Origin of the sequence: Streptomyces guryensis (assembly GCF_021261325.1) — a bacterium.
Lineage (GTDB): Bacteria > Actinomycetota > Actinomycetes > Streptomycetales > Streptomycetaceae > Streptomyces > Streptomyces guryensis.
On sequence record NZ_JAJSBI010000022.1, the window covers coordinates 68,378 to 92,698 of the forward strand.

Here is a 24,321-nt window from a genome sequence, read left to right on the forward strand (position 1 = left end):
GGGCCTTGCACAGACGAGTTGATCAGGCACTGCGTGGCATGGTGCTCGCCCGCTCCGCCAGCCGCGGCGGCAGCAGGGTGGCCTCGGGTACGGCGCTGCCCCCGAGCTTCTTCATCAGGAGCTCCACCGCCCGCTCGCCCACCTCGGCGGAGGGCAGGGCGACGGAGGTGACCGGGACGCGGACGGACTCGGCGAGTTCGTCGGGGCAGATGGCGGTGACGGAGAGGTCGCCCGGCACGCGCAGGCCGAGCTGCTCGAAGGCCTCGATGAGCGGTTCGAGGATCGGCTCGTTGTGGACGACGACTCCCGTCAGCGCCGGTTGTTCGCGCAGGAGTTGCTCGGCCACCAGCCGGGCGGCCGCGGGCGAGGCCTCGCAGGGGTGTACGGAGGAGGACAGCCCGCTGCGGTCGGCGGCGGCCGTGAAGCCCTGGACCACCCGCTGTGCGAACGCGGTCTGCCGTACGTACACCTCCGGCGGTGACCCGACCAGTGCCACCACCCGGTGCCCGAGCCGCGCCAGATGCTCCACGCAGGCCTCACCGGCCGCCTTGAAGTCGAGGTCGATGCAGGTCAGGCCCTCGGAGTCAGCCGGGAAGCCGATCATCACGGACGGCCGTTCCAGGGAGCGCAGCAACGGCAGCCTGGGGTCGCGGAGCTGGACGTCCATCACGATCAGCGCGTCCACCAGCGCCGTGTCCGCGACCCGCCGCAGCCCCTCCTCGCCCTCCTCCTGCGTCAGCAGCAGCACGTCGTGGTCGTGCTTGCGGGCCGTCGTCACCACCGACACCGCGAACTGCATCACCACCGGGACGTGGATGCCCGCCCGTAAGGGGATCACGAGGGCCAGGACGTTCGACCTGCTGCTGGCCAGGGCGCGGGCGCCCGCGTGCGGCCGGTAGCCCAGTTCGCGGGCGGCCTCCTCGACCCGCTGCCGGGTCTCCTCGGAGATCGGGCGCTTGCCGCTGAGCGCATAGGAGACGGTGCTGGGGGAGACCCCGGCGTGCCGCGCCACATCGGTGATCTTCACCATCAGCTCAGCTCCAGCTCCAGGGAGAGGAATCCGGTACCCGCCCGCGCCCGCGCCGTCCGCTCCCCGGCCGCCAGACCCCACTCCGCCACCGGATCACTGCACGAGGCCCGCAGGGTGTCCCCCTCGCGTACGACGGTGAAGGTCACGTCCCCCACCGGCACCGTCACCTGGGCGCCCCGCTCCAGGCCGTACGCCCGCAGGGTGACCCCGTCGGCATGGTCGTAGTCGGGCCGGTCGGCCACCGCACCCACCGGGATCACCGTCCCCGGCCGTACCAGCAGGGGCACGCTCAGGAAGCCGTGCCGCTCGCGCACCCAGCGTGGCCCGGTCACCGTCCGCCCGCTCAGGAAGTGCGTCCAGGTGCCCTCGGGGACGTAGTAGGACACGTCCCCCTCGTCGCCGAACACCGGCGCGACCAGCAGATCCGGCCCCAGCATGTACTGCCGCTCCAGATGCGCGCACCCCGGATCGTCCGGGAACTCCAGTACCATCGCCCGCATCATCGGCACGCCCTCGGTGTGCGCGGTGCGCGCGGCCTCGTACAGATACGGCATGAGCCGCAGTTTCAGCCGGGTGAACTGCCGCAGCACGTCGACGGACTCCTCGTCGAACAGCCAGGGCACGCGGTAGGAGGAACTGCCGTGCAGCCGGCTGTGGGAGGACAGCAGTCCGAAGGCCAGCCACCGCTTGAACAGCGCGGGGGACGGGGTGCCCTCGAAGCCGCCGATGTCATGGCTCCAGTAGCCGAAGCCGGACAGGCCAAGCGACAGCCCGCCGCGCAGCGACTCGGCCATCGACTCGTACGTCGCCTCGCAGTCGCCGCCCCAGTGCACGGGGAACTTCTGGCCGCCTGCCGTCGCCGAGCGTGCGAAGAGCACGGCCTCGCCCTCGCCGCGGTGCTTGCGCAGCACGTCGAAGACGGTGCGGTTGTAGAGGTACGTGTAGTAGTTGTGCATCCGCTCCGGGTCGGAGCCGTCGGACCAGGCCACGTCGACCGGCACCCGCTCGCCGAAGTCGGTCTTGAAGCAGTCGACGCCCTGCGCGAGCAGCGCCTCCAGTTTCGCGGCGTACCAGTCGCGGGCGGCCGGGCTGGTGAAGTCGACCAGCGCCATGCCCGGCTGCCACATGTCCCACTGCCACACGCTCCCGTCCGGCCTGCGCAGCAGATGGCCGAGCGCCTTGCCCTCCGCGAACAGGGGCGAGCGCTGGGCGATGTACGGGTTGATCCACACGCACACATGCAGGTCGCGTTCCTTGAGCCGCGTCAGCATGCCCCCCGGGTCCGGGAAGACCCGGGGGTCCCACTGGAAGTCGCACCAGTTGAACTCACGCATCCAGAAGCAGTCGAAGTGGAACACGGAGAGGGGGAGTTCGCGCTCCCGCATGCCCTCGATGAAGGACGTCACCGTCTCCTCGTCGTACGACGTCGTGAAGGACGTCGACAGCCACAGGCCGAACGACCAGGCGGGCGGCAGGGCCGGTCGGCCGGTGAGGGCCGTGTACTTGCGGAGGATCTCCTTCGGGCCGGGCCCGTAGATGACGTAGTACGTCAGCTCCTGTGTCTCCGCGCTGAACTGGACCCGGGACACCGCCTCCGAGCCGACCTCGAAGGAGACCTTGCCCGGGTGGTCGACGAAGACGCCGTACCCCGCGTCCGTCAGATAGAACGGGACGTTCTTGTACGCCTGTTCGGTGGCCGTGCCGCCGTCGGCGTTCCAGATGTCGACGACCTGGCCGTTCTTGACCAGGGGGCCGAAGCGCTCGCCGAGGCCGTAGACGGAGTGGCCGACCCCGAGGCCCAGCTGTTCCCGCAGGTAGTGCGCTCCGTCCGCGTTCCGCATGATGCCCATGCCCTTGGGGCCGCTGGAGGTGATGGTGCGGCCGTCCGCGAGGAAGTCGACGTGCCAGGGGCCGGTGCGGGCCACTCGGACCGACAGGGCGCCGGAGGTGAGGGTCGCGTGCTCGTCGTCGTAGGAGACGTGCGGGGCGAACTCCTGCTCGGAGAGCTCGAATTCGGGGCCGCGCGGCTGCTCGCCCTCGAAATGGGTGAAGGTGAGGCCGATGACGTCGGGCATCGGGGTGTGCGCGCTGATCGTCACGACCGGTCCCTTCAGCAGGTCGCCGCGGCGGCGGATGGGATGCGTCGGCGCGTGGATCTCCAACGAGCCGTCCGTCGCGGTGACGTCGAGGACCTCGACGGGGTGGGCCGCGGTGACGCCCTCGCGCAGCAGCCAGTAGCCATCGGTGAACTTCACGTGGGGGATCCTTACTTGACAGCACCCACGGCGATGCCGCGGGTGAGGGTCCGCTGGAAGACGAGGAAGAACACGATCGCCGGGAGGACGCCGAGCAGGGCCGCCGCGTTGGTCATCGTCGCGTCCATCAGGCGCTGGCCCTGGAGGACGCCGAGAGCAACCGACACCGTCTGGTTGTCGTTGGAGATCAGCATGACCAGGGGGAGGAGGAACTCGTTCCAGGTCCAGATGAAGAAGAAGACCAGGAGCACGCCGATCGTCGGCCGGCTGACCGGGACGACGATCCGCCACAGCACCTGCCACTTGTTCGCACCGTCGATACGGGCCGCCTCGATGATCTCGCGGGGGAACTGGCCCAGGACCGACGAGAGCAGATAGGTGCCGAACGCCGCCTGGATCACCGTGAAGACGATGATCACGCTCAGCCTGGTGTCGTACAGGCCGGCCTGCTTGCTCAGGTAGTAGACCGGGTAGACCAGCGCCTCCTGCGGCAGCATGTTGGCGAGCACGAAGAAGGCCAGGACCCAGGTGCGGCCCTTGATCCGCCCGATCCCGATCGCATACGCGTTGAGCACGGAGAGGATCACCGCGAGCACGGCCACCGAACCGCTGATCAGTACCGAGTTGACCAGCTTCTGGCCGAAGTCGACGCGCTGCCAGAAGCTCTTGAGGCCGTCCAGATAGAGGCCCTCGGGGAGGCTGAGCGGACCGTGCTGGGAGTACTCGGCCGGCGACTTGAACGCGTTGACCGCGACGATCAGGAACGGGACCACCATGAACAGGGCGGCGATGCACAGGGCGATCAGCACGGGGTAGCGGCGCAGAGCCGTCGTCATGTGCGGTCCCCTTCCTCGTCGCGGGTCTGGAGTTTCAGGAGGACGAGGGAGAGCGCCAGGATGATCGCCGTGAGGATCGTCGAGATCGCTGCGCCGTAGCCGACCTGGGTCTTCTCGAAGAAGGTGGAGAAGGAGAAGTAGGACGGGACGTCGGTGGCACCGCCCGGGCCGCCCTTGGTCAGCACGTACACCGCGCCGAACACCTTGAGCGCGGCGATCGTGCACCAGGTCAGGACGACGTAGATCTCCGGACGGATCTGCGGCAGCGTGATGTGCCAGAAGCGGCGCCACCAGCCGGCGCCGTCCAGCTCGGCGGCTTCGTACAGCTGAGGGTCGACGCGCTGCAGGCCCGCCATGAAGACGACCAGCGGGAAGCCGATCTGCACCCAGACCATCACGCCCATCACGCTGTACAGCGCGATGTCGGGGTCGCCGAGCCAGTCCTGCTGCCAGGAGCCCAGCCCCACTGCCTTCAGCAGCTCGTTGAGGGAGCCGTTGTCGGGGGCGAGGATCCAGCTCCAGACGATGCCGGCGACCGCGATCGGCAGCACCTGCGGGAGGTAGAAGCAGGCCCGCAGCACCGCGGCCCACCGCGATCCGAAGTGCTTGCCGATGTAGTCGAACAGCGCGGCCGCCAGGACGAGACCGATCATCGTCGGTACGGCCGCCATGGCGACGACCATGAACAGGCTGTGCCGGAACGACGCCCAGAACTCCGAGTCGTCCAACAGCTCCCGGTAGTTGGCGAGCCCGGTCCACTTGGGGCTGCCGATGCCCTGCCACTCCGTGAAGCTCACGCCCGTGTTCATCAGGAACGGGACGACGATGATCGCCGTGAAGGCCAGGATGCCGGGGAGCAGGAACAGGGTGTACGAGTCGCGGGTACGGGGGCGGCGCGGGCCGGTGTGCTGATCCTTGCCGGCGGCCCGCGCACCCCGTTCGACGGTGACCGTCATTTCGCCGGCGCGCCCTTGTCGTACGCCTGCTGCAGTGCGCTGAGGTAGGCGTCCGGTTTCTCGCTGCCCGTCATCAGCTTCTGCGTCTCGGAGACGAGGACGTCGTAGAAGCCGTTCACCGGCCAGTCCGGGTAGAAGGCCAGGCCGTCCCGCCCGCTGAGGGTGTTGAAGTTGGCGATGAGCTGCTTGGACTTCGGGTCCGTGATGGCGGAGGTGTCGGCCGCGACCGGGATGCCGCCCTTGTTGCCGAGCAGGTTCTGGATCTTCTTCGACATGGTGATGTCGATGAAGTCGTAGGCGAGGTCCTTGTTCCTGGCGTTCTTGGGGACCACCCAGATGTTGCCGCCGGAGCCCAGGGTCAGGTTCGAGCCGGGCCACAGTGTGCTGTCCCAGTCGAACTTGGCCTCCTGCTGGAAGCGGCCGTACCACCAGCTGCCGGAGAACAGGATCGGCGCCTTGCCCTGGATCCAGGAGACGCCGGCGTCCTCGGCCTTGGTGCTGGTGGACTTCTTGCTGATGTAGCCCTTCTTCACCCAGTCGGCGAAGGTGTTGGCCGCGTACGACCAGGCCGTGTCGTGGAAGTCGGTCTTGCCCTTGTACAGCTCGTACTTGTCCACCCAGGAGCGGTCGGCCTTGGTGAGGGCCAGCTGGTAGAGGTACTGCTGGGCCATGTACTCGGCGCCCGCGTTGGCGAGCGGGGTGACGCCCTTGGCGACGAACTCGTCCATCGCGGTGGTCAGTTCGTCGAAGGTCTTCGGCTCGGTGATCCCGTACTTCTTGAAGAGGTCCTTGTTGTAGAAGACCATCGTGTACTCGGCGTAGTTGGGGACGCCGTACCACTTGCCGGAGCCCATGACGCCGTTCGTGTCGTACATGCTGGTCGTGCGGACGCCCGCGCTGAGCTTCTTGTCCCAGCCGCGCTTGGTGGCCTCGGCGGTGAGATCGGTCAGCAGGCCCTGTTTCGCGAGGGCGCCCGCGGTCGCGTTGCCCTTGTTGTACTCCATGATGTCGGGCACGTCCGAGGAGTTCAGGATCATGGGCGCCGTCTTCTGGATCTGTTCGAAGCCCTTCTCCTCGAACTTCACCTTGACGCCCGGGTGCTTTGCCTCGAACTCCTTGATCGCCTCGTTCCAGGCCAGGCCCATCGCGCTGTCGGGGCCCTCGTAGTGCCAGAGCTTGAGCGTCTTGGCGTCGGAGGCCCCGCTGTCCGAGCCGCCGCATGCGGTCACCAGCAGCGATCCACCGAGGAGCGCGGCCGTGGCCGTCATCACACGCCTTCGTGCCGTCAACATCCCGTGCCTCCAGGAGAGCCGGATGGGTATCGGGGCGTCATGCGGGGAACGGATCCGGTCGTCGAATCGATTCGATGCATGACGTCGAAGCGCTTCGACGGGCGAAGGTATGTGCGGGCCGTGAGTGCGTCAATGGATTGGACGAGAAAGGTTGTCGATCGTCTGCGGCTTCCTGGTGGCTTGTCGCGCCCACGCGGCGGAGCGCAGACGATCGATCACAGCCCCGCGCCCCCTGCGGGGCGCGGTACCGCAGCGGCGATCAGCAGCGCCGCGGCCGCCGCCGTCAGCGGCACCCCGAACCCGGCTGCCGGGGACAGGTGGTCCACCAGCAGGCCGCCGGTCGCGGAGCCGCAGGCGATTCCGCCGAGCAGGCCGGTCACCGCGAGGGTCATGCCCTCGTTGAGACGGCCCTCGGGGGTGCGCCGCTGCACCAGCGTCATGGTCGTGACCATGGTCGGGGCGGTCGCCGCGCCCGCGACCAGCAGCGCACCGGCCAGGAGCGGGAGCGAGCCGGTGAGGGAGGCGGCGAGAAGGGGGAGCGTCATCAGGGTGGCCATCGCGGCGATGCACCAGGGCAGGCGGGCGTCGGCGGGACCGCTCGGCTTGGGGGCTCCGTACAGCAGACCCGCCACGCACGAACCGGCCGCTTGCAGCGCGAGCACGACACCGGCCGCCGAGCGGTGTCCCTGTGCGTCCGCGAACGCGATCGTGACGACCTCCATGGAGCCGAACACCGCGCCCGTCGCCAGGCAGACGGCGAGCAGCGGGGGCATACCGGGCGCGCGGAACGGGGACCTGGTGCGAGCGCGCCGCTGCGACGGAGGCTCGGTCGAGCGCTGCGCCGCGAACAGCAGCATGCCGGTCAGCAGCAGTACCGCCCCGGCCAGCGTGCCCGCCTCCGGGAAGAACGTCCCGCACAGGACGGCCGCCAGCACCGGGCCCAGCATGAAGCACAGCTCGTCGGCTGCCTGTTCGAAGGAGTTCGCGGTGTGCAGCGCGCCGTCGTCGTCCTTCAGCAGATGGGCCCAGCGGGCGCGGGACATGCCGCCGGTGTTCGGGGTCGTCGCGGTGGCGGCGTAGGAGGCGAAGAGGGTCCAGGCCGGGGCGTCGAAGTGCACGCAGAGCAGGAGCGCGAGGGAGCCGAGGGCCGCGATGACCGTGGCGGGTACGGCGATCCGGGCCTGGCCGTACCGGTCGACGAGCCGCGCGGTCCACGGGGCCACCACGGCCGTCGCCGCGAGACCGGTCGCGGTGACGGCGCCTGCGAGGGCGTACGAGCCGCGCGCCCCGGCGATCATCAGGACGGCGCTCACGCTGAACATGCCCATGGGGAGACGGGCCAGCAGATTCCCGAGCGTGAAGGCGCGGGCGCCGGGGGTGGTGAAGAGGCGGCGGTAGGGACCGGGTGGCCGGTTGCCGGTACGGGGGGTGAAGTCGACGGCTACGAGGGTGTCTGCGGTGACCGTGAAGAGCGGGGCCTTGCGGGGGGTCGGTTGCGGCATGGGCACTACGGTCGCCCGTATGCGATCAAGGGGTCCAACACCTTCTCCGCGCCGATTCACGCACCTGTGTTGTGAGTCCTGTTGTAGGTTCGCCGGATGCCCGCGCCCAGCCATCTGGACCCCCGCCTTCTGCGCGCCTTCCTCGCCGTCGCCGAGGAGCTGCACTTCACCCGCGCTGCCGCTCGGCTCCACATCGCCCAGCAGGCGCTCAGCCGGGATGTGCGGCGGCTGGAGCGGGAGTTGGGGGCCGAGCTGTTCGTGCGCAGCACCCGGCAGGTGACGCTCACGGCCGACGGTGAGTGCCTGGTGCCGTACGCGAGCCGGGTGTTGCAGGCGCAGGACGCGCTGCTGGCCGCCTTCGGGCAGGCCGGGCCCCTGCTGGTCGACCTCAACTACCGGGGCGCGGCCACCGCGCGCCGCGTCCTGCACCGGGCCCGTGAACTCGCCCCCGACCACGAGCTGATGGCGCGCTACGAGAGCGGGCTGACCGGCGCGGCGGAAGAGCTGCTCGCCGGGCGGCTCGACGTGTCGTTCGGCCGGTTCGCAGGACTGGACCCGGTGCTGCGGGCCCGCCTGGAGCACCAGCCCGTGCGCTGTGAACCGATGGCGGTCGTGCTGCCCGAGGACCACCGGCTGGCGGCGCTGGACGCGGTGCCGCTCGCCGCGCTGGCAGGGGAGACGGTGTATGCGGGGGCCGGAAATCCGCGTACGACGGAGTGGACGGATCTCGCCCGCCGGCTGTTCGACGGGCGGGGCATCGGGATCGCGCCGCCCGTTCCGCTGGCCGTCGGGGAGGAGGAGTTCGAGCGGATCATGGCCAAGATGGGGAACCCGATTCTCGCGGTGGTGGGTTTTCCGGCCATGCCCCGGACGGTGCTGCGGCCCCTGATCGATCCTGTGCCCGTGTCGCTCGTGTCGCTCGTGTGGCGGAAGAGGCTGGTGCACCCCGGATTCGACGCGCTTCGACGTGCGGCGCTCGAACTCTCGGCGGAGGAGGGGTGGCTTCGGGTGCCTTCCGGGGGGTGGCTGCCCGCCATCGACGCGGACGTCATTCGACTCCGCGACTGACACGGAGCCCTTCACGGGAAAGCGAGGGGCGGCGCACTCCGACGGGTTGTCGGGGTACGCCGCCCTGGGGTGGACGGGTTGCGGACGGGGGCCCGCGCTGTCACCGCGGTTACTTCGGGTCGCTGTTGAACTTCGACGCCGACCAGAAGTAGCCGAGGATCGCGAGGCCGACGCACCAGGCGACGGCGAGCCAGCCGTTGTGGCCGATCGGGGTGCCGAGGAGCAGTCCGCGCAGGGTCTCGATGGCGGGGGTGAAGGGCTGGTACTCGGCGATCGGCTGGAACCAGCCCGGCATGCTGTGCAGGGGGACGAAGGTGCTGGAGATGAGCGGGAGGAAGATCAGTGGCATCGCGTTGTTGCTGGCGGCCTCGGCGCTCGGGCTGACCAGGCCCATTCCGACCGCGATCCAGGTGAGCGCCAGCGCGAACAGCGTGATCAGCCCGAAGGCCGCGATCCACTCCAGGGGGGTGGCGCCGGTGGAGCGGAAGCCGATGGCGACGGCGACGGCGCCCACGAGGACCACGCTCATCACGCACTGCAGCACGCTGCCGATGACGTGCCCGATCAGGACCGACCCGCGGTGGATGGCCATGGTGCGGAAGCGGGCGATGATGCCCTCCGTCATGTCCGTGGAGACGGACACCGCGGTGCCGATCGTGGTGGAGCCGATGGTCATCAGCAGCAGGCCGGGCACCAGGTAGGCGATGTAGTCGGAGCGGTTCGCTCCGCCGCCGAGGCCCGCGCTCATGGCGTCGCCGAAGATGTAGACGAAGAGCAGCAGCAGCATGACCGGGGTGAGCAGCAGGTTCAGGGTGAGGGAGGGGTAGCGCCTGGCGTGCAGCAGGTTGCGGCGCAGCATCGTGGACGAGTCGCGCACGGCGAGGGAGATCCGGGTCGGGCGGGTGGGAGCCAGGGGGGAGCTCATCGGAGGGCCTCCGTGGACTGGGTGCTGCCGGTCAGGGCGAAGAAGACGTCGTCGAGGTCGGGGGTGTGCACGGTCAGCTCGTCGGCCTCGACGCCGGCCGAGTCCAGCCAGTCGAGGATGGAGCGCAGTTCGCGCTGGCTGCCGTCACTGGGGATCTGCAGGGCGAGGGACTCGTCGTCCCGGGACGCCTCACGCAGGGCGGAGGTGGCGCTCTGGTACGCGGCCGGGTCGGTGAAGCGGAGCCGGACGTGGCCGCCGGGGACGATCCGTTTGAGCTCCTCGGCGGTGCCTTCGGCGGCGATCCTGCCGTCGTTGAGGACGGCGATACGGTGGGCGAGCTCGTCGGCCTCGTCCAGGTACTGGGTGGTGAGGAAGACGGTCACGCCGTCGCCTGTGACGAGGTCGCGGATGATCTGCCACATGGTGTGGCGGGAGCGCGGGTCGAGGCCGGTGGTCGGCTCGTCGAGGAAGATGATCCGCGGGCTGCCCACCAGGGTCATGGCGATGTCGAGGCGGCGCTTCATGCCGCCGGAGTAGGTGGAGGCGGGCTTCTTGGCCGCCTCGGTGAGGTCGAAGCGCTCCAGGAGTTCGGCGGTGACCTGCCGCCCCTCGCGCCGGGAGAGGTGGTGCAGGTCCGCCATGAGGAGCATGTTCTCCTCGCCGGTGATCAGGTTGTCGACGGCGGAGAACTGTCCGGTCACGCCGATCGCGGCGCGCACGGCCTGGGCGTCGGTGGCGAGGTCGTGGCCGCCGACGCGCAGGTCGCCGGCGTCGGCGCGGATGAGGGTGGAGAGGATCTTGACGGCGGTGGTCTTGCCGGCGCCGTTCGGGCCGAGCAGGGAGAAGATCGTTCCTTCCGGGACGGCCAGGTCGATGCCGTCGAGGACGGTCTTGTCGCCGTAGGACTTGCACAGCCCGTTCGCCGCGATGGCCAGGTCGGTCATGAGAGGTGCCCCCCTTGGTGGCTGCGGATTCAGAGGCTGCGGGCGGTGATGTCGCCGGAGGAGGTGGTGGCGCGGATGTCGAGTCCGGCGGTGCCGTCGTTCTTGAGCGCGTTGCTGATGCGGCCGTTGCCGGTACCGGCGTCCAGGGCGGCGGAGACACCGGCGGCGGCACCGACCGTGATGTCGCCGGACTGGGTGCTCAGCGTCACCGTGCCGCGCACGGCCTCGGCGATCCGGATGTCGCCCCGTGCGGTGCTGATCTCCGCGGGGCCGCCGAGCCGGCCGACCTCGATGTCGCCGTCGACCGCGGTGAGGCGGAGGCTCGCGACCTCGTCGATCTTGATCTGGCGGTAGGCGCCTTCGAAGGCGACGTCGCCGAGCCGCCCGACGGCCCGGAGCTCGGCGCCGGCCGTCTTCGCCTCGATGCGGGAGCCCGCGGGCAGCTGGACGGTGACCTCGACGGATCCGGAGGGGCCGAGGTACTGGTTCTTCGCCGGCCTCGCCTCGATCCGCAGGACACCGTCGCGGTAGGTGACCTCGACCTGCTCCGCCGCCTTCACATCGCGGCTCTTGGCGGCGTTGGCGGGCCGGACCTCGACCGTGGTGTCGGCCCGGTCGGCGGCGATGAACTGGATGCGTCCCGCGGGGATGTCGAGGACGGCGGAGACGGGGGCGGGGGTGTCGAACTTCTGCATGGTGCTCTCCTTGGTCTGCGGCGGGCGCTTTGTCGGCCCGTCGTTTCTGATGATGGAAAGCTACGTTGCATTCAGATATCTGGCAACAACATCGTTGCGCGATATAGCAATCAATGCAGGTGAGAGCCGATAAATCGTTGCAACGGTTCAGAATCTAATGCAACACCTCTTCATTGTTTCGTTGCAATGGAATGAGGGTGAACGCTAGAGTGGGAGAAGCCGAAGAGGGGCGTACGAAGGAGACCGCGATGCCGGGAGGCAGACTCACCCAGCAGGACCGCCAGCAGATCGCGCTGGGACTGGCCGACGGCCTCGCCTACGCGGAGATCGCCCGCCGCCTGGACCGCCCGACCTCGACCATCACCCGCGAGGTGCTGCGCAACGGCGGCCCCACCGCCTACCGCGCCGAGCTCGCCCACCGTGCGACGGGGCGCCGCGCCCACCGCCGCAGGCAGGCCGCGCCCCAGAGTCCGCAGGCGTCCCCGCAGCCCTACGGGCGCGACGCCGAGGCCGTGCGCGCGTACGAGGAGACCCTCGCCACCGTGTTCGTGCAGTCGGGCACGCCGCAGATGATGGCCCGGGTGCTGGCCGCCGTCTGTCTCAGCGACGCGGGCAGCCTCACCGCCTCCGAACTCGTCCAGCGGCTCAAGGTCAGCCCGGCGTCCATCTCCAAAGCGGTCGCGTTCCTCGAGGAACAGGGCATGATCCGGCGGGAGCGCGACGCACGCCGCCGGGATCGGTACGTCGTCGACTCCGACGTCTGGTACCAGTCGATGATGGCCAGCGTCCGCGGCACCGTCCAGGTCGCCGAGACCGCACGGCAGGGCGTCGGGATCCTCGGCGCCGGCACCCCGGCCGCCGTCCGCCTGGAGAACATCGCCCGCTTCCTCGACTTCGTCTCCGAGAGCCTCGCCCGCGCCGCGGACCAGGCCCGGGACATCCTCCATGCGAGGCCCGAAACGATGCCGGGGGGCACCGCCGACACCCCCTTCACGGAGACATCCCCGTGATGGGGAGCCCTTCGTAACGCAAGGCCGCGGAACCTCTCACCCCCCGTTCGCGCGAGGTGAGAGCAACGTTCCCTTCCGGTCACCCGGTGCCACAGGCCGGAAACGCCGCCTCCCTACCTTCGGGACTCATCACCGCTCATCTGCCCCCGAGCACGACCGAGCCCCGGAGCACCGTGGAGGCGTCATGACAGCCCCTAGCACAGCCCCCGCATCCAGCAGGGGAGGCCGCTGGATCCAGCAGTGGGATCCCGAGGACGAGACCTTCTGGAACGAGACCGGAGAGAAGATCGCCAAGCGGAACCTCTACTTCTCCGTTCTCTCCGAGCACATCGGGTTCTCGATCTGGACCCTGTGGTCCGTGCTGGTGCTCTTCATGGGCCCCGAGTACGGCCTGACCCCGGCCGACAAGTTCATGCTGACCTCGATGGTCACGCTGGTCGGCGCCGTCGTCCGCGTCCCCTACACGTTCGCCGTCGCCCTCTTCGGCGGGCGGAACTGGACGATCGTCTCGGCCGGCCTGCTCCTCATCCCGACGATCGCCGCGTTCTCGGTGATGAAGCCGGGAACGTCCTTCGACACCTTCCTGTGGATCGGCCTGCTGGCCGGCATCGGCGGCGGCAACTTCGCCTCCTCGATGACCAACATCAACGCCTTCTTCCCGCTCAGGAAGAAGGGCTGGGCGCTCGGGCTCAACGCGGGCGGCGGCAACATCGGCGTCGCCGCGATCCAGCTCGTGGCCCTCGCGGTCATCGGCGCGAGCGGCGGCCCGCGGGTACTGCTCGGGATCTACATTCCGCTGATCGTCGTCGCGGCCGTGCTCGCCGCACTGTTCATGAACAACATCGAGAACGTCAAGAACGACACCGGTGCGGCCAAGGACGCCGCGAGGGACGCCCACACCTGGATCATGTCCGTCCTCTACATCGGTACGTTCGGCTCGTTCATCGGCTACAGCTTCGCCTTCGGACAGGTGCTCACCAACCAGTTCGGGCGTACGCCGCTGCAGGCCACCTACCTCACCTTCATGGGCCCGCTGCTCGGCTCGCTGATCCGTCCGGTGGGCGGCTGGCTCGCCGACAAGTACGGCGGCGCGAAGATCACCCTCTACAACTACGTCGCCATGGCCGCCGCCACCGCCGTCCTGGTCGTCGCCAGCATGCAGAAGTCGCTGCCGCTGTTCGTGGTCGCCTTCGTCGTACTGTTCTCGCTGACCGGCATCGGCAACGGATCCACGTTCAAGATGATCCCCGGCATCTTCCAGACCAAGGCCCTCGCCAAGGGGCTGGAAGGCGAGGAGGCGGCCAAGTACGGGCGTCGGCTCTCCGGGGCGTCCATGGGCCTCATCGGCGCGGTCGGTGCACTCGGCGGCGTCGGCATCAACCTGGCCTTCCGGCAGTCCTTCCTCTCCTACGGCTCCGGCACCGGCGCGTTCGTCGCCTTCCTCGGCTACTACGCCCTCTGCTTCGGGGTCACCTGGGCCGTATACCTTCGACGTCCGGCCACCAAGGGCCAGTCCGAGGCCGCCGCGGAGGCGAAGCCGCAGCTCAGCTACGCCGAGGTGTGACGTAACACCAGCGACATGAAGCCGAACCGAGCCTGTCACGGACCGTTGACAGGCTCGATCGGCATGCAGGCAGTACCGCCGTACTGCATGTACCGACTCTTCGGGACGAGAGCCATGTACGACGAAAAGCAGCGACCAGACCCAGGCCGGCAGAGCCCCCTGGCCGGATTCACCGTGGGCGTGACCGCCGCCCGCCGGGCCGACGAGCTGGGCGCGCTGCTGCAGCGACGGGGAGCCGCCGTCCTGCACGCACCCGCCCTGCGCATCGTGCCGCTCTCCGACGACAGCGAACTGCTCGCGGCGACGAAGGGCCTGATCGACCAGGCCCCGGACGTGGTCGTGGCCACGACCGCCATCGGCTTCCGGGGCTGGGTCGAGGCCGCCGAGGGGTGGGGGCTCGGCGAGCCGCTCCTCGACCGGCTGCGGCACGTGGAGCTGCTCGCCCGCGGGCCCAAGGTCAAGGGCGCGATACGGGCCGCCGGGCTGACCGAGGAGTGGTCGCCGTCCAGCGAGTCCATGGCGGAGGTGCTCGACCGGCTCCTGGAGGAGGGCGTCGACGGGCGCCGTATCGCCATACAACTGCACGGCGAGCCGCTGCCCGGCTTCGTCGAGGCGCTGCGGGCCGGGGGAGCGGAGGTCGTCGGGGTTCCGGTGTACCGGTGGATGCAGCCGGAGGACATCGGGCCGGTGGACCGGCTGCTGGACGCCGCCGTCTCCCGCGGCCTTGACGCGATCACCTTCACCAGCGCGCCCGCCGCCGTGTCGCTGCTGAACCGGGCCGAGGAGCGCGGGCAGCTGCCCGAACTGCTCGCCGCCCTCCACCACGACGTCCTGCCGGCCTGCGTCGGCCCGGTCACCGCGCTGCCGTTGCAGGCCCAGGGCGTCGACACGGTCCAGCCCGAACGCTTCCGGCTCGGTCCCCTGGTCCAGCTGCTCTGCCAGGAGCTTCCGAACCGGGCGCGTTCCCTGCCCATCGCCGGGCACCGGGTGGAGATCCGCGGCCACGCCGTCCTCGTCGACGGTGACCTCAAGCCCGTACCGCCCGCCGGGATGTCGCTGCTGCGGGCGCTGTCGCGGCGGCCGGGATGGGTGGTGGCACGGGCGGAGCTGTTGCGGGCGCTTCCGGGTGCCGGGCGTGACGAGCATGCGGTGGAGACCGCGATGGCGCGGCTGCGGACGGCTCTCGGCGCGCCGAAGTTGATCCAGACGGTGGTGAAGCGGGGGTATCGGCTGGCGTTGGATCCGGCCGCCGATGCCAAGTACGCCGACATGTGACCTGTCGTGGGCGTTGGCCGGGGGCTCCGCCTCCAGATCCCCCATCGGCCTGAACGGCCTCGTCCTCGAAGGCCGGGCGGGCCGCGGGCCGAAAGCGTCTGACGTGGCCTCAGGCGTGCCGCGCGTGGCGCTGCCGTGGAGAACCCGGGCCCCGAGAACCGCACCCGCATGAGCGCGCGTCCACGCACCGCCTCCCGTACTGCCGGTACGAGGGGTTCCGGCCGCGCGAGAGGGAAGGCACTGTAAGAGGGATCGGTTGCTCGGCCCTCAGGTTCCCGAACCAGGCGGTGACAGGCACATGGCACTGGGTACGGCCACGGTCGCGTACGAGCTGCGGTTCGACGCCGGTCGGATCTGTCTCGACCTTCTCGCCACCACCCACCCCGAGGAGCGGTTCGACTCCCTCGCGGTGCTGTGCGCGTGGATCACCGGGGCGGGGCTGGTCCCGGCGACCACCCCTTTGCTGCACGCCGACCCGTCCTGGCTGGTCGCCTTCCGTGAACTGCGCGGACAGATCGGGCAGTTGGTGCGCGGGGGACTTGCGCCGGCAGTCCTGCGGCCGTCGTACGACATCGCACTCGCCCGCGTGAACGAGACGGCCCGTGTCTCACCTCCCGCCCCGCGTGCCGTGCGGAGCGAGGACGGCTCGCTCGTACGCGAGCTGGACGGTCCGCCCGAGTGCGCGGCGCTGCTCGGCGCGATCGCCCGTGACGCCGTGGAACTCCTCACCGACCCCGTCGCCCGGGCCGGTCTGCGGCAGTGCGAAGGGGACAACTGTCCGATCGTTTACGTGGATTCGTCCCGGGGGCACAGGAGGCGCTGGTGCTCCAGTGAGGTCTGTGGGAACCGGGAAAGGGTGGCCCGGCACCGTCGGAGGGCGGCGCTGGCGCGCGTCTGACGTCCGGTACGCGGCTTATGTGAACGAGCCGTCGAAGTGATTTCGATTACACACCGTTTACCTCATCCGTGACATGGGCAGCGCTTGCGATCTCGCCAATGTGGCGGAAATGTAAAGATCGCGAGGTGGGAATGTGCCCCCATGTCCCCCTCGTCACGTCACCCAGAAGAAAACTGTCATCTCACTCTGAACATGACGCGGCCCACATCCGTACCCGTGGACGAGCGACCGACTGGGGGAACCCCGGGACATCGGAGGTGGGCGTGCGCAAGGATTCCGTCGTGGCCAATGAACGTGGATCGAGGGCCCGACATCGCATGTCCCAGCCCTCGGAACCTGATGAGGAGCTGATGCGTGCGCTCTATCGCGAGCACGCCGGACCTCTCCTTGCGTACGTGCTCCGGCTGGTCGCCGGAGACCGGCAGCGTGCCGAGGACGTGGTCCAGGAAACGCTGATCCGTGCCTGGAAGAACGCCGGCCAGCTCAATCGAGCGACCGGATCGGTACGCCCCTGGCTGGTGACGGTCGCTCGGCGCATCGTCATCGACGGCCACCGCAGCCGGCAGGCCCGGCCGCAGGAGGTCGATCCGTCGCCGCTGGAGGTCATCCCCGCGGAGGACGAGATCGACAAGGCGCTGTGGCTGATGACGCTGTCCGATGCGCTCGACGACCTGACCCCGGCCCACCGGGAGGTACTCGTCGAGACGTACTTCAAGGGGCGTACCGTCAACGAGGCCGCCGAGACGCTGGGCATTCCCAGTGGCACGGTGCGATCCCGGGTGTTCTATGCCCTGCGGTCGATGAAGCTCGCACTGGAGGAGCGGGGGGTGACGGCGTGATGAGTGTTTACGGGGGAAACCAGGGATTCGGTACAGGTGGTTCGGGTATGTCTGGCTCCATGATGGGATCTCCGGGCCCGAGCGAGCACGAAACGGTCGGTGCCTACGCCCTCGGCATCCTCGACGACGCCGAGGCAACCGCTTTCGAGGCACACCTCGCGACCTGCGAGTGGTGCGCTCAGCAGCTCGACGAGCTGGCCGGGATGGAACCGATGCTCGCCGCGCTGGCGGATCTGCCGGGGACCGGTTCGCCCGCGATCGGGGAGTCCCTGTCCGCCAGGCCCAGCCCGCGGCTCGCGGAGAAGCTGGTCGACGAGGTCTCCGAGCGCCGGGCGCAGAAGCGCCGCAAGGGTTTCTACCTGGTCGCGGCCGCGGCCGCGCTGATCATCGGCGGCCCGCTGACGGTCATGGCCGTCAACGGCGGCGGTGACTCGGGTACCACCGCCACACCGCTGGCGGCCGGCGCCAAGGCGGCCTTCGGCACCATCTCCGACAAGGTCTCGAACACGGACGCGTCCACCAAGGTCAAGGCGACCGTGGCAATGGAGCAGAAGGACTGGGGCACCTGGGGCGTCGTCGAGCTCAGCAACGTCAAGGGCCCGCTGAAGTGCTCGCTCATCGCCGTCGGCAAGAACGGCGAGCGCGAGACCATGTCCTCCTGGTCGGTCCCGAAGTGGGGCTACGGCATCCCGAACGGCAAGACCGTGGAGGCGAAGCAACCGCTCTACGCCCAGGGCGGCGCGGCGTTCAAGCCCAACGAGATCGACCACTTCGAGGTCATGACCTTCCAGGGCAAGAAGCTCGTGGAGATCGACGCGTAGCTCACGTAGCTTTGCCGGGTCCCCTTCGCGTACGGTTGACGGCTGCCATGCACGTCAGAAGGGGGCCCGGTGGCCGCTCAGGCTCAACAGGAAACCGCCGTCGGCTCGGACCACGACTCTGTACGGGACCGAGAGATCAGCGTCGAACAGGAACACCTCGATCGGGTGTACCGGCGTCTTGAGGAGAAGATCCACGAGGCCGAGTTCCTGATGAACGACGCGGCCAAGCGCGGCCAGGTCGGCACGCCCGGCGCCCTCGCCGAGCGGGACGCACAGGTCTTCCGGGCGGGGATCCATCTCAACCGGCTCAACAACGAGTTCGAGGACTTCCTCTTCGGACGGATCGACCTGCTGCTCGGCAAGGACGGCAAGAAGGGGCCCGACGGCGCCTACACCGCCGTGGAGCCCGCTGAGGGCGCCGTGCGCGACGACGACACCGCCGACATCGCCGAGACCCTGCACATCGGGCGGATCGGTGTCCTGGACTCCGAGTACGCGCCGCTCGTCATCGACTGGCGGGCGCCCGCCGCCGCCCCCTTCTACCGCTCCACCCCGGTCGACCCCGGCCGGGTCGTGCGCCGCCGGGTCATCCGCTCCAAGGGCCGCAAGGTGCTCGGCGTCGAGGACGACCTGATGCGCCCCGAGCTCAAGGCCTCCCTCGACGGCAACGAACTGGCCGTCATCGGCGACGGCGCCCTGATGGCCGCCCTCGGCCAGGCCCGCAGCCACACCATGCGGGACATCGTCGCCTCCATCCAGGCCGAGCAGGACCTGGTCATCCGCGCGCCCGCCGCCTCGGTCACGTATGTCGAGGGCGGGCCTGGCACGGGCAAGACCGCCGTCGCCCTCCACCGCGCCGCCTACCTCCTCTACCAGGACCGGCGCCGGTACGCGGGCGGCATCCTGATCGTCTCCCCGACCCCCCTGCTCGTCGCCTACACCGAGGGCGTCCTGCCCTCCCTCGGCGAGGAGGGCCAGGTCGCCATCCGCGCGATCGGCTCGCTCGTCGACGGCGCGGAGGCCACGCTCTACGACTCACCGTCCACCGCCCGCGCCAAGGGCTCGTACCGCATGCTCAAGATCCTGCGGAAGGCGGCGCGGGGGGCGCTGGAGCTGGGGCCGGGCGGCGGTCCCAGCGCTTCCGGCGCCGGCGCGCGCCCGGCCGCCGCCTCCGGCCGGGGCTCCTCCTCCGGTCAGCTCGCCTTCGGCGAGGACGACACGGACGGGTACGCCGACGCCCCCGCCGGCCCTCCCACCCGGCTCCGCGTCGTCGCCTTCGGCCGCCGTCTGGAGCTGGAGGCCGCCGAGCTGGGCCGTATCCGCCAGGCCGTGCTCGGCGGCACCGCGCCCGTGAACCTGCTCCGCCCCCGCGCCCGCAAGCTGCTCCTCGACGCGCTGTGGGCGCGGTCCGGCGCGGCGGGCCGGCACACCGACCCGGAGCTGGCGGCCGAACTGCGGTCCTCCTTCGACGAGGACGTGTCGAGCGAGGACGTCTTCCTCACCTTCCTGGACGCCTGGTGGCCCGAGCTCACGCCCGGAGCCGTCCTCGCCGCCATGTCCGACGAGCGGCGCCTCGGCCGCTGGGCCCGCCGGATCCTCAACCCGGGCGAGGTCCGCAAGGTCGCCCGCTCGCTCAGACGCGAGGGCCACTCCGTGCACGACATCGCGATGCTCGACGAGCTCCAGTCGATCCTCGGCACCCCGGCCCGCCCCAAGAAGAAGCGCGAACTGGACCCGCTGGACCAGCTCACCGGTCTGGAGGAGCTGATGCCGGTCCGCGAGGAGTCGCAGCGCGAGCGCGCCGAGCGACTCGCCCAGGAGCGCACCGAGTACGCCCACGTCATCGTCGACGAGGCCCAGGACCTCACCCCCATGCAGTGGCGCATGGTCGGCCGCCGCGGCCGGCACGCCACCTGGACGGTCGTCGGCGACCCGGCCCAGTCCTCCTGGTCCGACGTCGACGAGGCCGCCGAGGCGAGGGACGAGGCCCTCGGCACCCGCCCCCGCCGCCGCTTCGAACTCACCGTCAACTACCGCAACCCGGCCGAGATCGCCGAACTCGCCGCCAAGGTGCTGGCCCTCGCCATGCCGGGCGCCAAGTCCCCTTCGGCCGTACGGTCCACCGGTGTCGAACCCCGCTTCACCCCCGTACGGGACTCCCTCGCGCACACCGTCCGCGAGGAGGCCGCCCGTCTCCTCGACCGCGTCGACGGCACGGTCGGCGTCGTCGTCGCCATGCAGCGCCGCGAGGAGGCCGCCCGCTGGCTCGCCGGGCTCGGCGACCGGGTGGTGGCCCTCGGCAGCCTGGAGGCGAAGGGCCTGGAGTACGACGCGACGGTCGTCGTCTCGCCCGCGGAGATCGCGGACGAGTCCCCTGCCGGCCTGCGTGTGCTGTACGTCGCCCTCACCCGCGCGACCCAGCAGCTGACCATCGTCTCGGCCGACCGGGACGAGCCGGACCCGAACGGAGTACCCGACCTGCTCCGGGACTAGGCCGACAGGCCCTGGCCCCTGCTCCATCAAGTTGAGAACCGGATGAACTCTCGGCACGGGAATGGCCTTACGGGATCTGTTTGTTAGCCTGGGTGTGGCACCGGCCCGATCCAAGCCCCCGGGCCCAACCTTCGTCGCTACGAGCGACCACTTGCCGCGAGGCGAGCATGGCGGGTCGGTGTCACTAGCCTGCTGGAGGCCCGCGTCACGTGTGACGCGGGCCTCTTTCGCTGTGAACAAAACGATCGCAATCCGGAGCGGCTAACGCCTACTCGACAGTAGGTGCGACCATCGGACGGCATACCCAGCGTCACGGTGAAAGCAGAGGAAGTCGGCCATGGCAACGGCGCCCAGCGTCTCCTACTCCATTACGGTCCGGTTGGAGGTGCCCGCGAGTGGAACCGCGGTCTCCCAGATCACCACGGCCGTAGAGTCCCACGGAGGCTCGGTGACCGGCCTCGACGTGACCGCCTCCGGCCACGAGAAACTCCGCATCGACGTCACCATCGCGGCGAGCTCCACGGCCCACGCCGACGAGATCGTCACGCAGCTGCGCGGCATCGAGGGCGTCACCCTCGGCAAGGTCTCCGACCGTACGTTCCTGATGCACCTCGGCGGCAAGATCGAGATGGCGTCGAAGCACCCCATCCGCAACCGTGACGACCTCTCCATGATCTACACGCCGGGTGTGGCCCGCGTCTGCATGGCGATCGCCGAGAACCCCGAGGACGCCCGCCGCCTCACCATCAAGCGCAACTCCGTTGCGGTCGTGACGGACGGCTCGGCCGTGCTGGGCCTGGGCAACATCGGCCCGAAGGCCGCCCTCCCGGTGATGGAGGGCAAGGCGGCCCTCTTCAAGCGGTTCGCCGGCATCGACGCCTGGCCGCTGTGCCTCGACACCCAGGACACCGACGCGATCGTCGAGATCGTCAAGGCCATCGCCCCGGGCTTCGCCGGCATCAACCTCGAGGACATCTCCGCTCCCCGCTGCTTCGAGATCGAGGCCCGGCTGCGCGAGGCCCTCGACATCCCCGTCTTCCACGACGACCAGCACGGCACCGCGATCGTCGTCCTCGCCGCCCTGACGAACGCACTTCGCGTCACCGGCAAGGCGATTGAGAACATCCGGGTCGTCATGTCCGGCGCCGGCGCGGCCGGTACGGCCATCCTCAAGCTGCTGCTCGCCGCAGGCGTCAAGAACGCCGTCGTCGCCGACATCCACGGCGTCGTGCACGCCGGCCGCGAGGACCTGCGCGAGGCGGCGGTCGACTCGCCGCTGCGCTGGATCGCCGACAACACCAACCCCGAGGGCCTGACCGGCACGCTGAAGGAAGCCGTTCGCGGAGCGGACGTCTTCATCGGCGTCTCCGCCCCGAACGTCCTGGACGGCGACGACGTGGCCGCCATGGCCGACGGCGCCATCGTGTTCGCGCTCGCGAACCCCGACCCCGAGGTGGACCCGGCAATCGCCCGCCAGACGGCGGCCGTTGTGGCCACCGGCCGCTCCGACTTCCCGAACCAGATCAACAACGTGCTGGTCTTCCCGGGCGTCTTCCGCGGCCTGCTGGACGCCCAGTCCCGCACGGTCAACACCGAGATGATGCTGGCCGCGGCGACCGCCCTCGCGGACGTGGTGACCGAGGACGAGCTGAACCCGAACTACATCATCCCGAGCGTCTTCAACGACAAGGTCGCGGGCGCGGTCGCCGGTGCGGTGCGGGAAGCGGCGAAGGCGGCGGCAGCGTCGTAAGGGCTCGCAGAGGCCTTTTCCCGGGCTGTGAGGATCGCCACGGCAAGGCCTTGCACCGGCGCGTCGGGGAACCTGACCCTCCTGGTCGCCGTTTATCGTGTCGGCCAGGCTCAGGCCCTCTTTTCGTGTGACTCCCAAGGGTGTTCTCACGACTCCTGCGGGTGCCGGATTGGCTTTCGCGCCGCAGGTAGGGGCAGGATGCGTCCCTGGGCGCGAGGGGTCTGACCACGGACCCGGGCCCGGGGCCTCTCCGAGGACCCTGGCAGCATCGGCTTCACCGTGCCCGATATGCGGCTCCGCCGCGTGGCACGCCTCAAACGGCAAGAAGAACACGGGAGTAACAACATGAACCGCAGTGAGCTGGTGGCCGCGCTGGCCGACCGCGCCGAGGTGACCCGCAAGGACGCCGACGCCGTGCTGGCCGCGTTCGCCGAGACCGTCGGCGAGATCGTCGCCAAGGGCGACGAGAAGGTCACCATCCCCGGCTTCCTGACCTTCGAGCGCACCCACCGTGCCGCTCGCACCGCGCGCAACCCGCAGACCGGCGACCCGATCCAGATCCCGGCCGGCTACAGCGTCAAGGTCTCCGCGGGCAGCAAGCTCAAGGAAGCCGCGAAGGGCAAGTGACCTTGCCGTCTGTGCATCACGGGACGATGTACGGCGCGTAGAACGTCAATGGGGCGGCACCCGGACTTCCGGGTGCCGCCCCATCGTTGTTGCGCCCACAAATGGCCTCAAGCGCCGGCCGGGCTGGATCTAGCCCAGCGCCTTACCGGGAAGCTCCACCTTCGCCCCCAGCTCCACGAGCTTCTCCATGAAGTTCTCGTAGCCGCGGTTGATGAGGTCGATGCCGTGGACGCGGGACGTGCCCTGGGCCGCCAGGGCGGCGATGAGGTACGAGAAACCGCCGCGGAGGTCGGGGATGACCAGGTCGGCGCCCTGGAGCTTCGTCGGGCCCGAGACGACGGCCGAGTGCAGGAAGTTGCGCTGGCCGAAGCGGCAGTCGGAGCCGCCCAGGCACTCGCGGTACAGCTGGATGTGAGCACCCATCTGGTTCAGCGCGGACGTGAAGCCCAGGCGGGACTCGTAGACCGTCTCGTGGATGATGGACAGGCCCGTGGCCTGCGTGAGGGCGACCACCAGGGGCTGCTGCCAGTCCGTCTGGAAGCCCGGGTGCACGTCCGTTTCGAGCGCGATCGACTTCAACTGGCCGCCCGGGTGCCAGAAACGGATGCCCTCGTCGTCGATCTCGAAGGCACCGCCCACCTTCCGGTAGGTGTTCAGGAACGTCATCATCGAGCGCTGCAGGGCGCCGCGGACGTAGATGTTGCCCTCGGTCGCCAGCGCCGCGGACGCCCAGGACGCGGCCTCCAGGCGGTCCGGGAGGGCGCGGTGGTTGTAGCCGCCGAGCCGGTCCACACCCGTGATGCGGATGGTGCGGTCGGTGTCCATCGCGATGATGGCGCCCATCTTCTGCAGGACGCAGATCAGGTCCTCGATCTCCGGCTCCACCGCCGCGTTCGAGAGCTCCGTGACGCCCTCCGCGAGGACGGCCGTCAGCAGCACCTGCTCGGTCGCGCCCACGGACGGGTACGGCAGCCGGATCTTCGTGCCGCGCAGCCGCTGCGGTGCCTCCAGGTACTGGCCGTCCGCCCGCTTCTCGATCGTCGCGCCGAACTGCCGCAGCACCTCGAAGTGGAAGTCGATCGGCCGGCCGCCGATGTCGCAGCCGCCGAGACCCGGGATGAACGCGTGGCCGAGGCGGTGCAGCAGCGGGCCGCAGAACAGGATCGGGATACGGCTGGAACCCGCGTGCGCGTCGATGTCCGCGACGTTCGCACTCTCCACGTGGGACGGGTCCATCACCAGCTCGCCCGGCTCCTCACCCGGACGGACCGTCACCCCGTGCAGCTGCAGCAGTCCGCGTACGACACGAACGTCCCGGATGTCCGGAACGTTGCGCAGTCGACTCGGTTCACTGCCCAGCAGGGCGGCGACCATTGCCTTCGGTACGAGGTTCTTCGCACCGCGGACACGGATCTCGCCCTCCAGCGGGGTTCCGCCGTGGACAAGCAGGACATCGTCGTTGACGGTCATGTATCTCGCGTTCCGATGAGTGGGGCAGGGGCCAGAAGGGAAAGGGTAATCGCCGCCCACCCCCCTTCTGT

The 24,321-nt window shown here is 69.7% G+C and carries 20 protein-coding genes; 10 read left to right on the plus strand and 10 right to left on the minus strand.

What is annotated here, in order from left to right; all coding sequences use genetic code 11:
- Positions 1–22: 22 nt before the first annotated feature.
- The 6 genes from LJ657_RS34045 to LJ657_RS34070 form a co-directional block, all read right to left on the minus strand.
- The gene (locus LJ657_RS34045; protein WP_232652768.1) at positions 23–1,030 is read right to left on the minus strand and encodes a LacI family DNA-binding transcriptional regulator; all 1,008 of its coding nucleotides are present in this window, start codon (positions 1,028–1,030) and stop codon (positions 23–25) included.
- Positions 1,030–3,285: an alpha-xylosidase gene (yicI, locus tag LJ657_RS34050; protein WP_232652769.1), complete on the minus strand. Its 2,256-nt coding sequence runs from the start codon at positions 3,283–3,285 to the stop codon at positions 1,030–1,032. Before yicI ends, LJ657_RS34045 begins: the two co-directional genes overlap by 1 nt.
- An 11-nt stretch (positions 3,286–3,296) precedes the next feature.
- Positions 3,297–4,121 (minus strand): carbohydrate ABC transporter permease, encoded by an 825-nt coding sequence (locus tag LJ657_RS34055; protein WP_232652770.1) that lies wholly within the window; start codon positions 4,119–4,121, stop codon positions 3,297–3,299.
- Positions 4,118–5,077 carry a carbohydrate ABC transporter permease gene (locus LJ657_RS34060; protein ID WP_232652771.1) on the minus strand — a complete coding sequence of 320 codons (960 nt, stop codon included), beginning with the start codon at positions 5,075–5,077 and terminating at the stop codon, positions 4,118–4,120. The genes LJ657_RS34055 and LJ657_RS34060 overlap by 4 nt, the downstream gene beginning before the upstream one ends.
- The gene (locus tag LJ657_RS34065; RefSeq protein ID WP_372488005.1) at positions 5,074–6,369 is read right to left on the minus strand and encodes an ABC transporter substrate-binding protein; all 1,296 of its coding nucleotides are present in this window, start codon (positions 6,367–6,369) and stop codon (positions 5,074–5,076) included. Before LJ657_RS34065 ends, LJ657_RS34060 begins: the two co-directional genes overlap by 4 nt.
- A gap of 215 nt (positions 6,370–6,584) precedes the next feature.
- Positions 6,585–7,871: an MFS transporter gene (locus tag LJ657_RS34070; RefSeq protein ID WP_232652773.1), complete on the minus strand. Its 1,287-nt coding sequence runs from the start codon at positions 7,869–7,871 to the stop codon at positions 6,585–6,587.
- 96 nt (positions 7,872–7,967) lie between these two features.
- On the opposite strand from LJ657_RS34070, the gene LJ657_RS34075 reads away from it, so the two are divergent.
- Positions 7,968–8,939, plus strand: coding sequence for a LysR family transcriptional regulator (locus LJ657_RS34075; RefSeq protein ID WP_232652774.1), 972 nt, complete (start codon positions 7,968–7,970; stop codon positions 8,937–8,939).
- A 109-nt stretch (positions 8,940–9,048) separates the two neighbouring features.
- On the opposite strand, the gene LJ657_RS34080 is transcribed toward LJ657_RS34075, so the two are convergent.
- The 3 genes from LJ657_RS34080 to LJ657_RS34090 are packed head-to-tail and all read right to left on the minus strand — an operon-like array spanning position 9,049 to position 11,503.
- Positions 9,049–9,864, minus strand: coding sequence for an ABC transporter permease (locus LJ657_RS34080; RefSeq protein ID WP_232652775.1), 816 nt, complete (start codon positions 9,862–9,864; stop codon positions 9,049–9,051).
- Positions 9,861–10,808, minus strand: coding sequence for an ATP-binding cassette domain-containing protein (locus LJ657_RS34085; protein ID WP_232652776.1), 948 nt, complete (start codon positions 10,806–10,808; stop codon positions 9,861–9,863). The genes LJ657_RS34080 and LJ657_RS34085 overlap by 4 nt, the downstream gene beginning before the upstream one ends.
- A 29-nt stretch (positions 10,809–10,837) precedes the next feature.
- Complete coding sequence (locus LJ657_RS34090) at positions 10,838–11,503, minus strand: DUF4097 family beta strand repeat-containing protein (RefSeq protein WP_232652777.1); 666 nt, start codon at positions 11,501–11,503, stop codon at positions 10,838–10,840.
- Between the two features lie 248 nt (positions 11,504–11,751).
- On the opposite strand from LJ657_RS34090, the gene LJ657_RS34095 reads away from it, so the two are divergent.
- The 9 genes from LJ657_RS34095 to LJ657_RS34135 all read left to right on the plus strand — a co-directional run bounded on the left by LJ657_RS34095 (position 11,752) and on the right by LJ657_RS34135 (position 22,780).
- Positions 11,752–12,513 (plus strand): GbsR/MarR family transcriptional regulator, encoded by a 762-nt coding sequence (locus tag LJ657_RS34095; RefSeq protein ID WP_232652778.1) that lies wholly within the window; start codon positions 11,752–11,754, stop codon positions 12,511–12,513.
- 184 nt (positions 12,514–12,697) lie between these two features.
- Positions 12,698–14,077 carry a nitrate/nitrite transporter gene (locus tag LJ657_RS34100; protein ID WP_232652779.1) on the plus strand — a complete coding sequence of 460 codons (1,380 nt, stop codon included), beginning with the start codon at positions 12,698–12,700 and terminating at the stop codon, positions 14,075–14,077.
- A gap of 114 nt (positions 14,078–14,191) precedes the next feature.
- Positions 14,192–15,352, plus strand: a complete 1,161-nt coding sequence (locus LJ657_RS34105; RefSeq protein ID WP_232652780.1) for a uroporphyrinogen-III synthase — start codon at positions 14,192–14,194, stop codon at positions 15,350–15,352.
- A gap of 298 nt (positions 15,353–15,650) precedes the next feature.
- Positions 15,651–16,250 (plus strand): CGNR zinc finger domain-containing protein, encoded by a 600-nt coding sequence (locus LJ657_RS34110; protein ID WP_232652781.1) that lies wholly within the window; start codon positions 15,651–15,653, stop codon positions 16,248–16,250.
- A gap of 317 nt (positions 16,251–16,567) precedes the next feature.
- Positions 16,568–17,089 (plus strand): sigma-70 family RNA polymerase sigma factor, encoded by a 522-nt coding sequence (locus LJ657_RS34115; protein WP_010039908.1) that lies wholly within the window; start codon positions 16,568–16,570, stop codon positions 17,087–17,089.
- Positions 17,089–17,910, plus strand: coding sequence for an anti-sigma factor family protein (locus LJ657_RS34120; RefSeq protein ID WP_372488006.1), 822 nt, complete (start codon positions 17,089–17,091; stop codon positions 17,908–17,910). The genes LJ657_RS34115 and LJ657_RS34120 overlap by 1 nt, the downstream gene beginning before the upstream one ends.
- A 69-nt stretch (positions 17,911–17,979) precedes the next feature.
- Positions 17,980–20,403, plus strand: a complete 2,424-nt coding sequence (locus tag LJ657_RS34125; RefSeq protein WP_232652782.1) for a HelD family protein — start codon at positions 17,980–17,982, stop codon at positions 20,401–20,403.
- Positions 20,404–20,740: 337 nt separating this feature from the next.
- Positions 20,741–22,153, plus strand: a complete 1,413-nt coding sequence (locus LJ657_RS34130) for an NAD-dependent malic enzyme (protein WP_232652783.1) — start codon at positions 20,741–20,743, stop codon at positions 22,151–22,153.
- Positions 22,154–22,498: 345 nt separating this feature from the next.
- A complete protein-coding gene (locus tag LJ657_RS34135; protein WP_007382399.1) occupies positions 22,499–22,780 on the plus strand; it encodes an HU family DNA-binding protein in 282 nt (93 codons plus the stop codon).
- 129 nt (positions 22,781–22,909) lie between these two features.
- Here the strand turns inward: LJ657_RS34135 and murA are convergent, their stop codons facing one another.
- Complete coding sequence (gene murA, locus LJ657_RS34140; protein ID WP_232652784.1) at positions 22,910–24,250, minus strand: UDP-N-acetylglucosamine 1-carboxyvinyltransferase; 1,341 nt, start codon at positions 24,248–24,250, stop codon at positions 22,910–22,912.
- Positions 24,251–24,321: the final 71 nt, after the last annotated feature.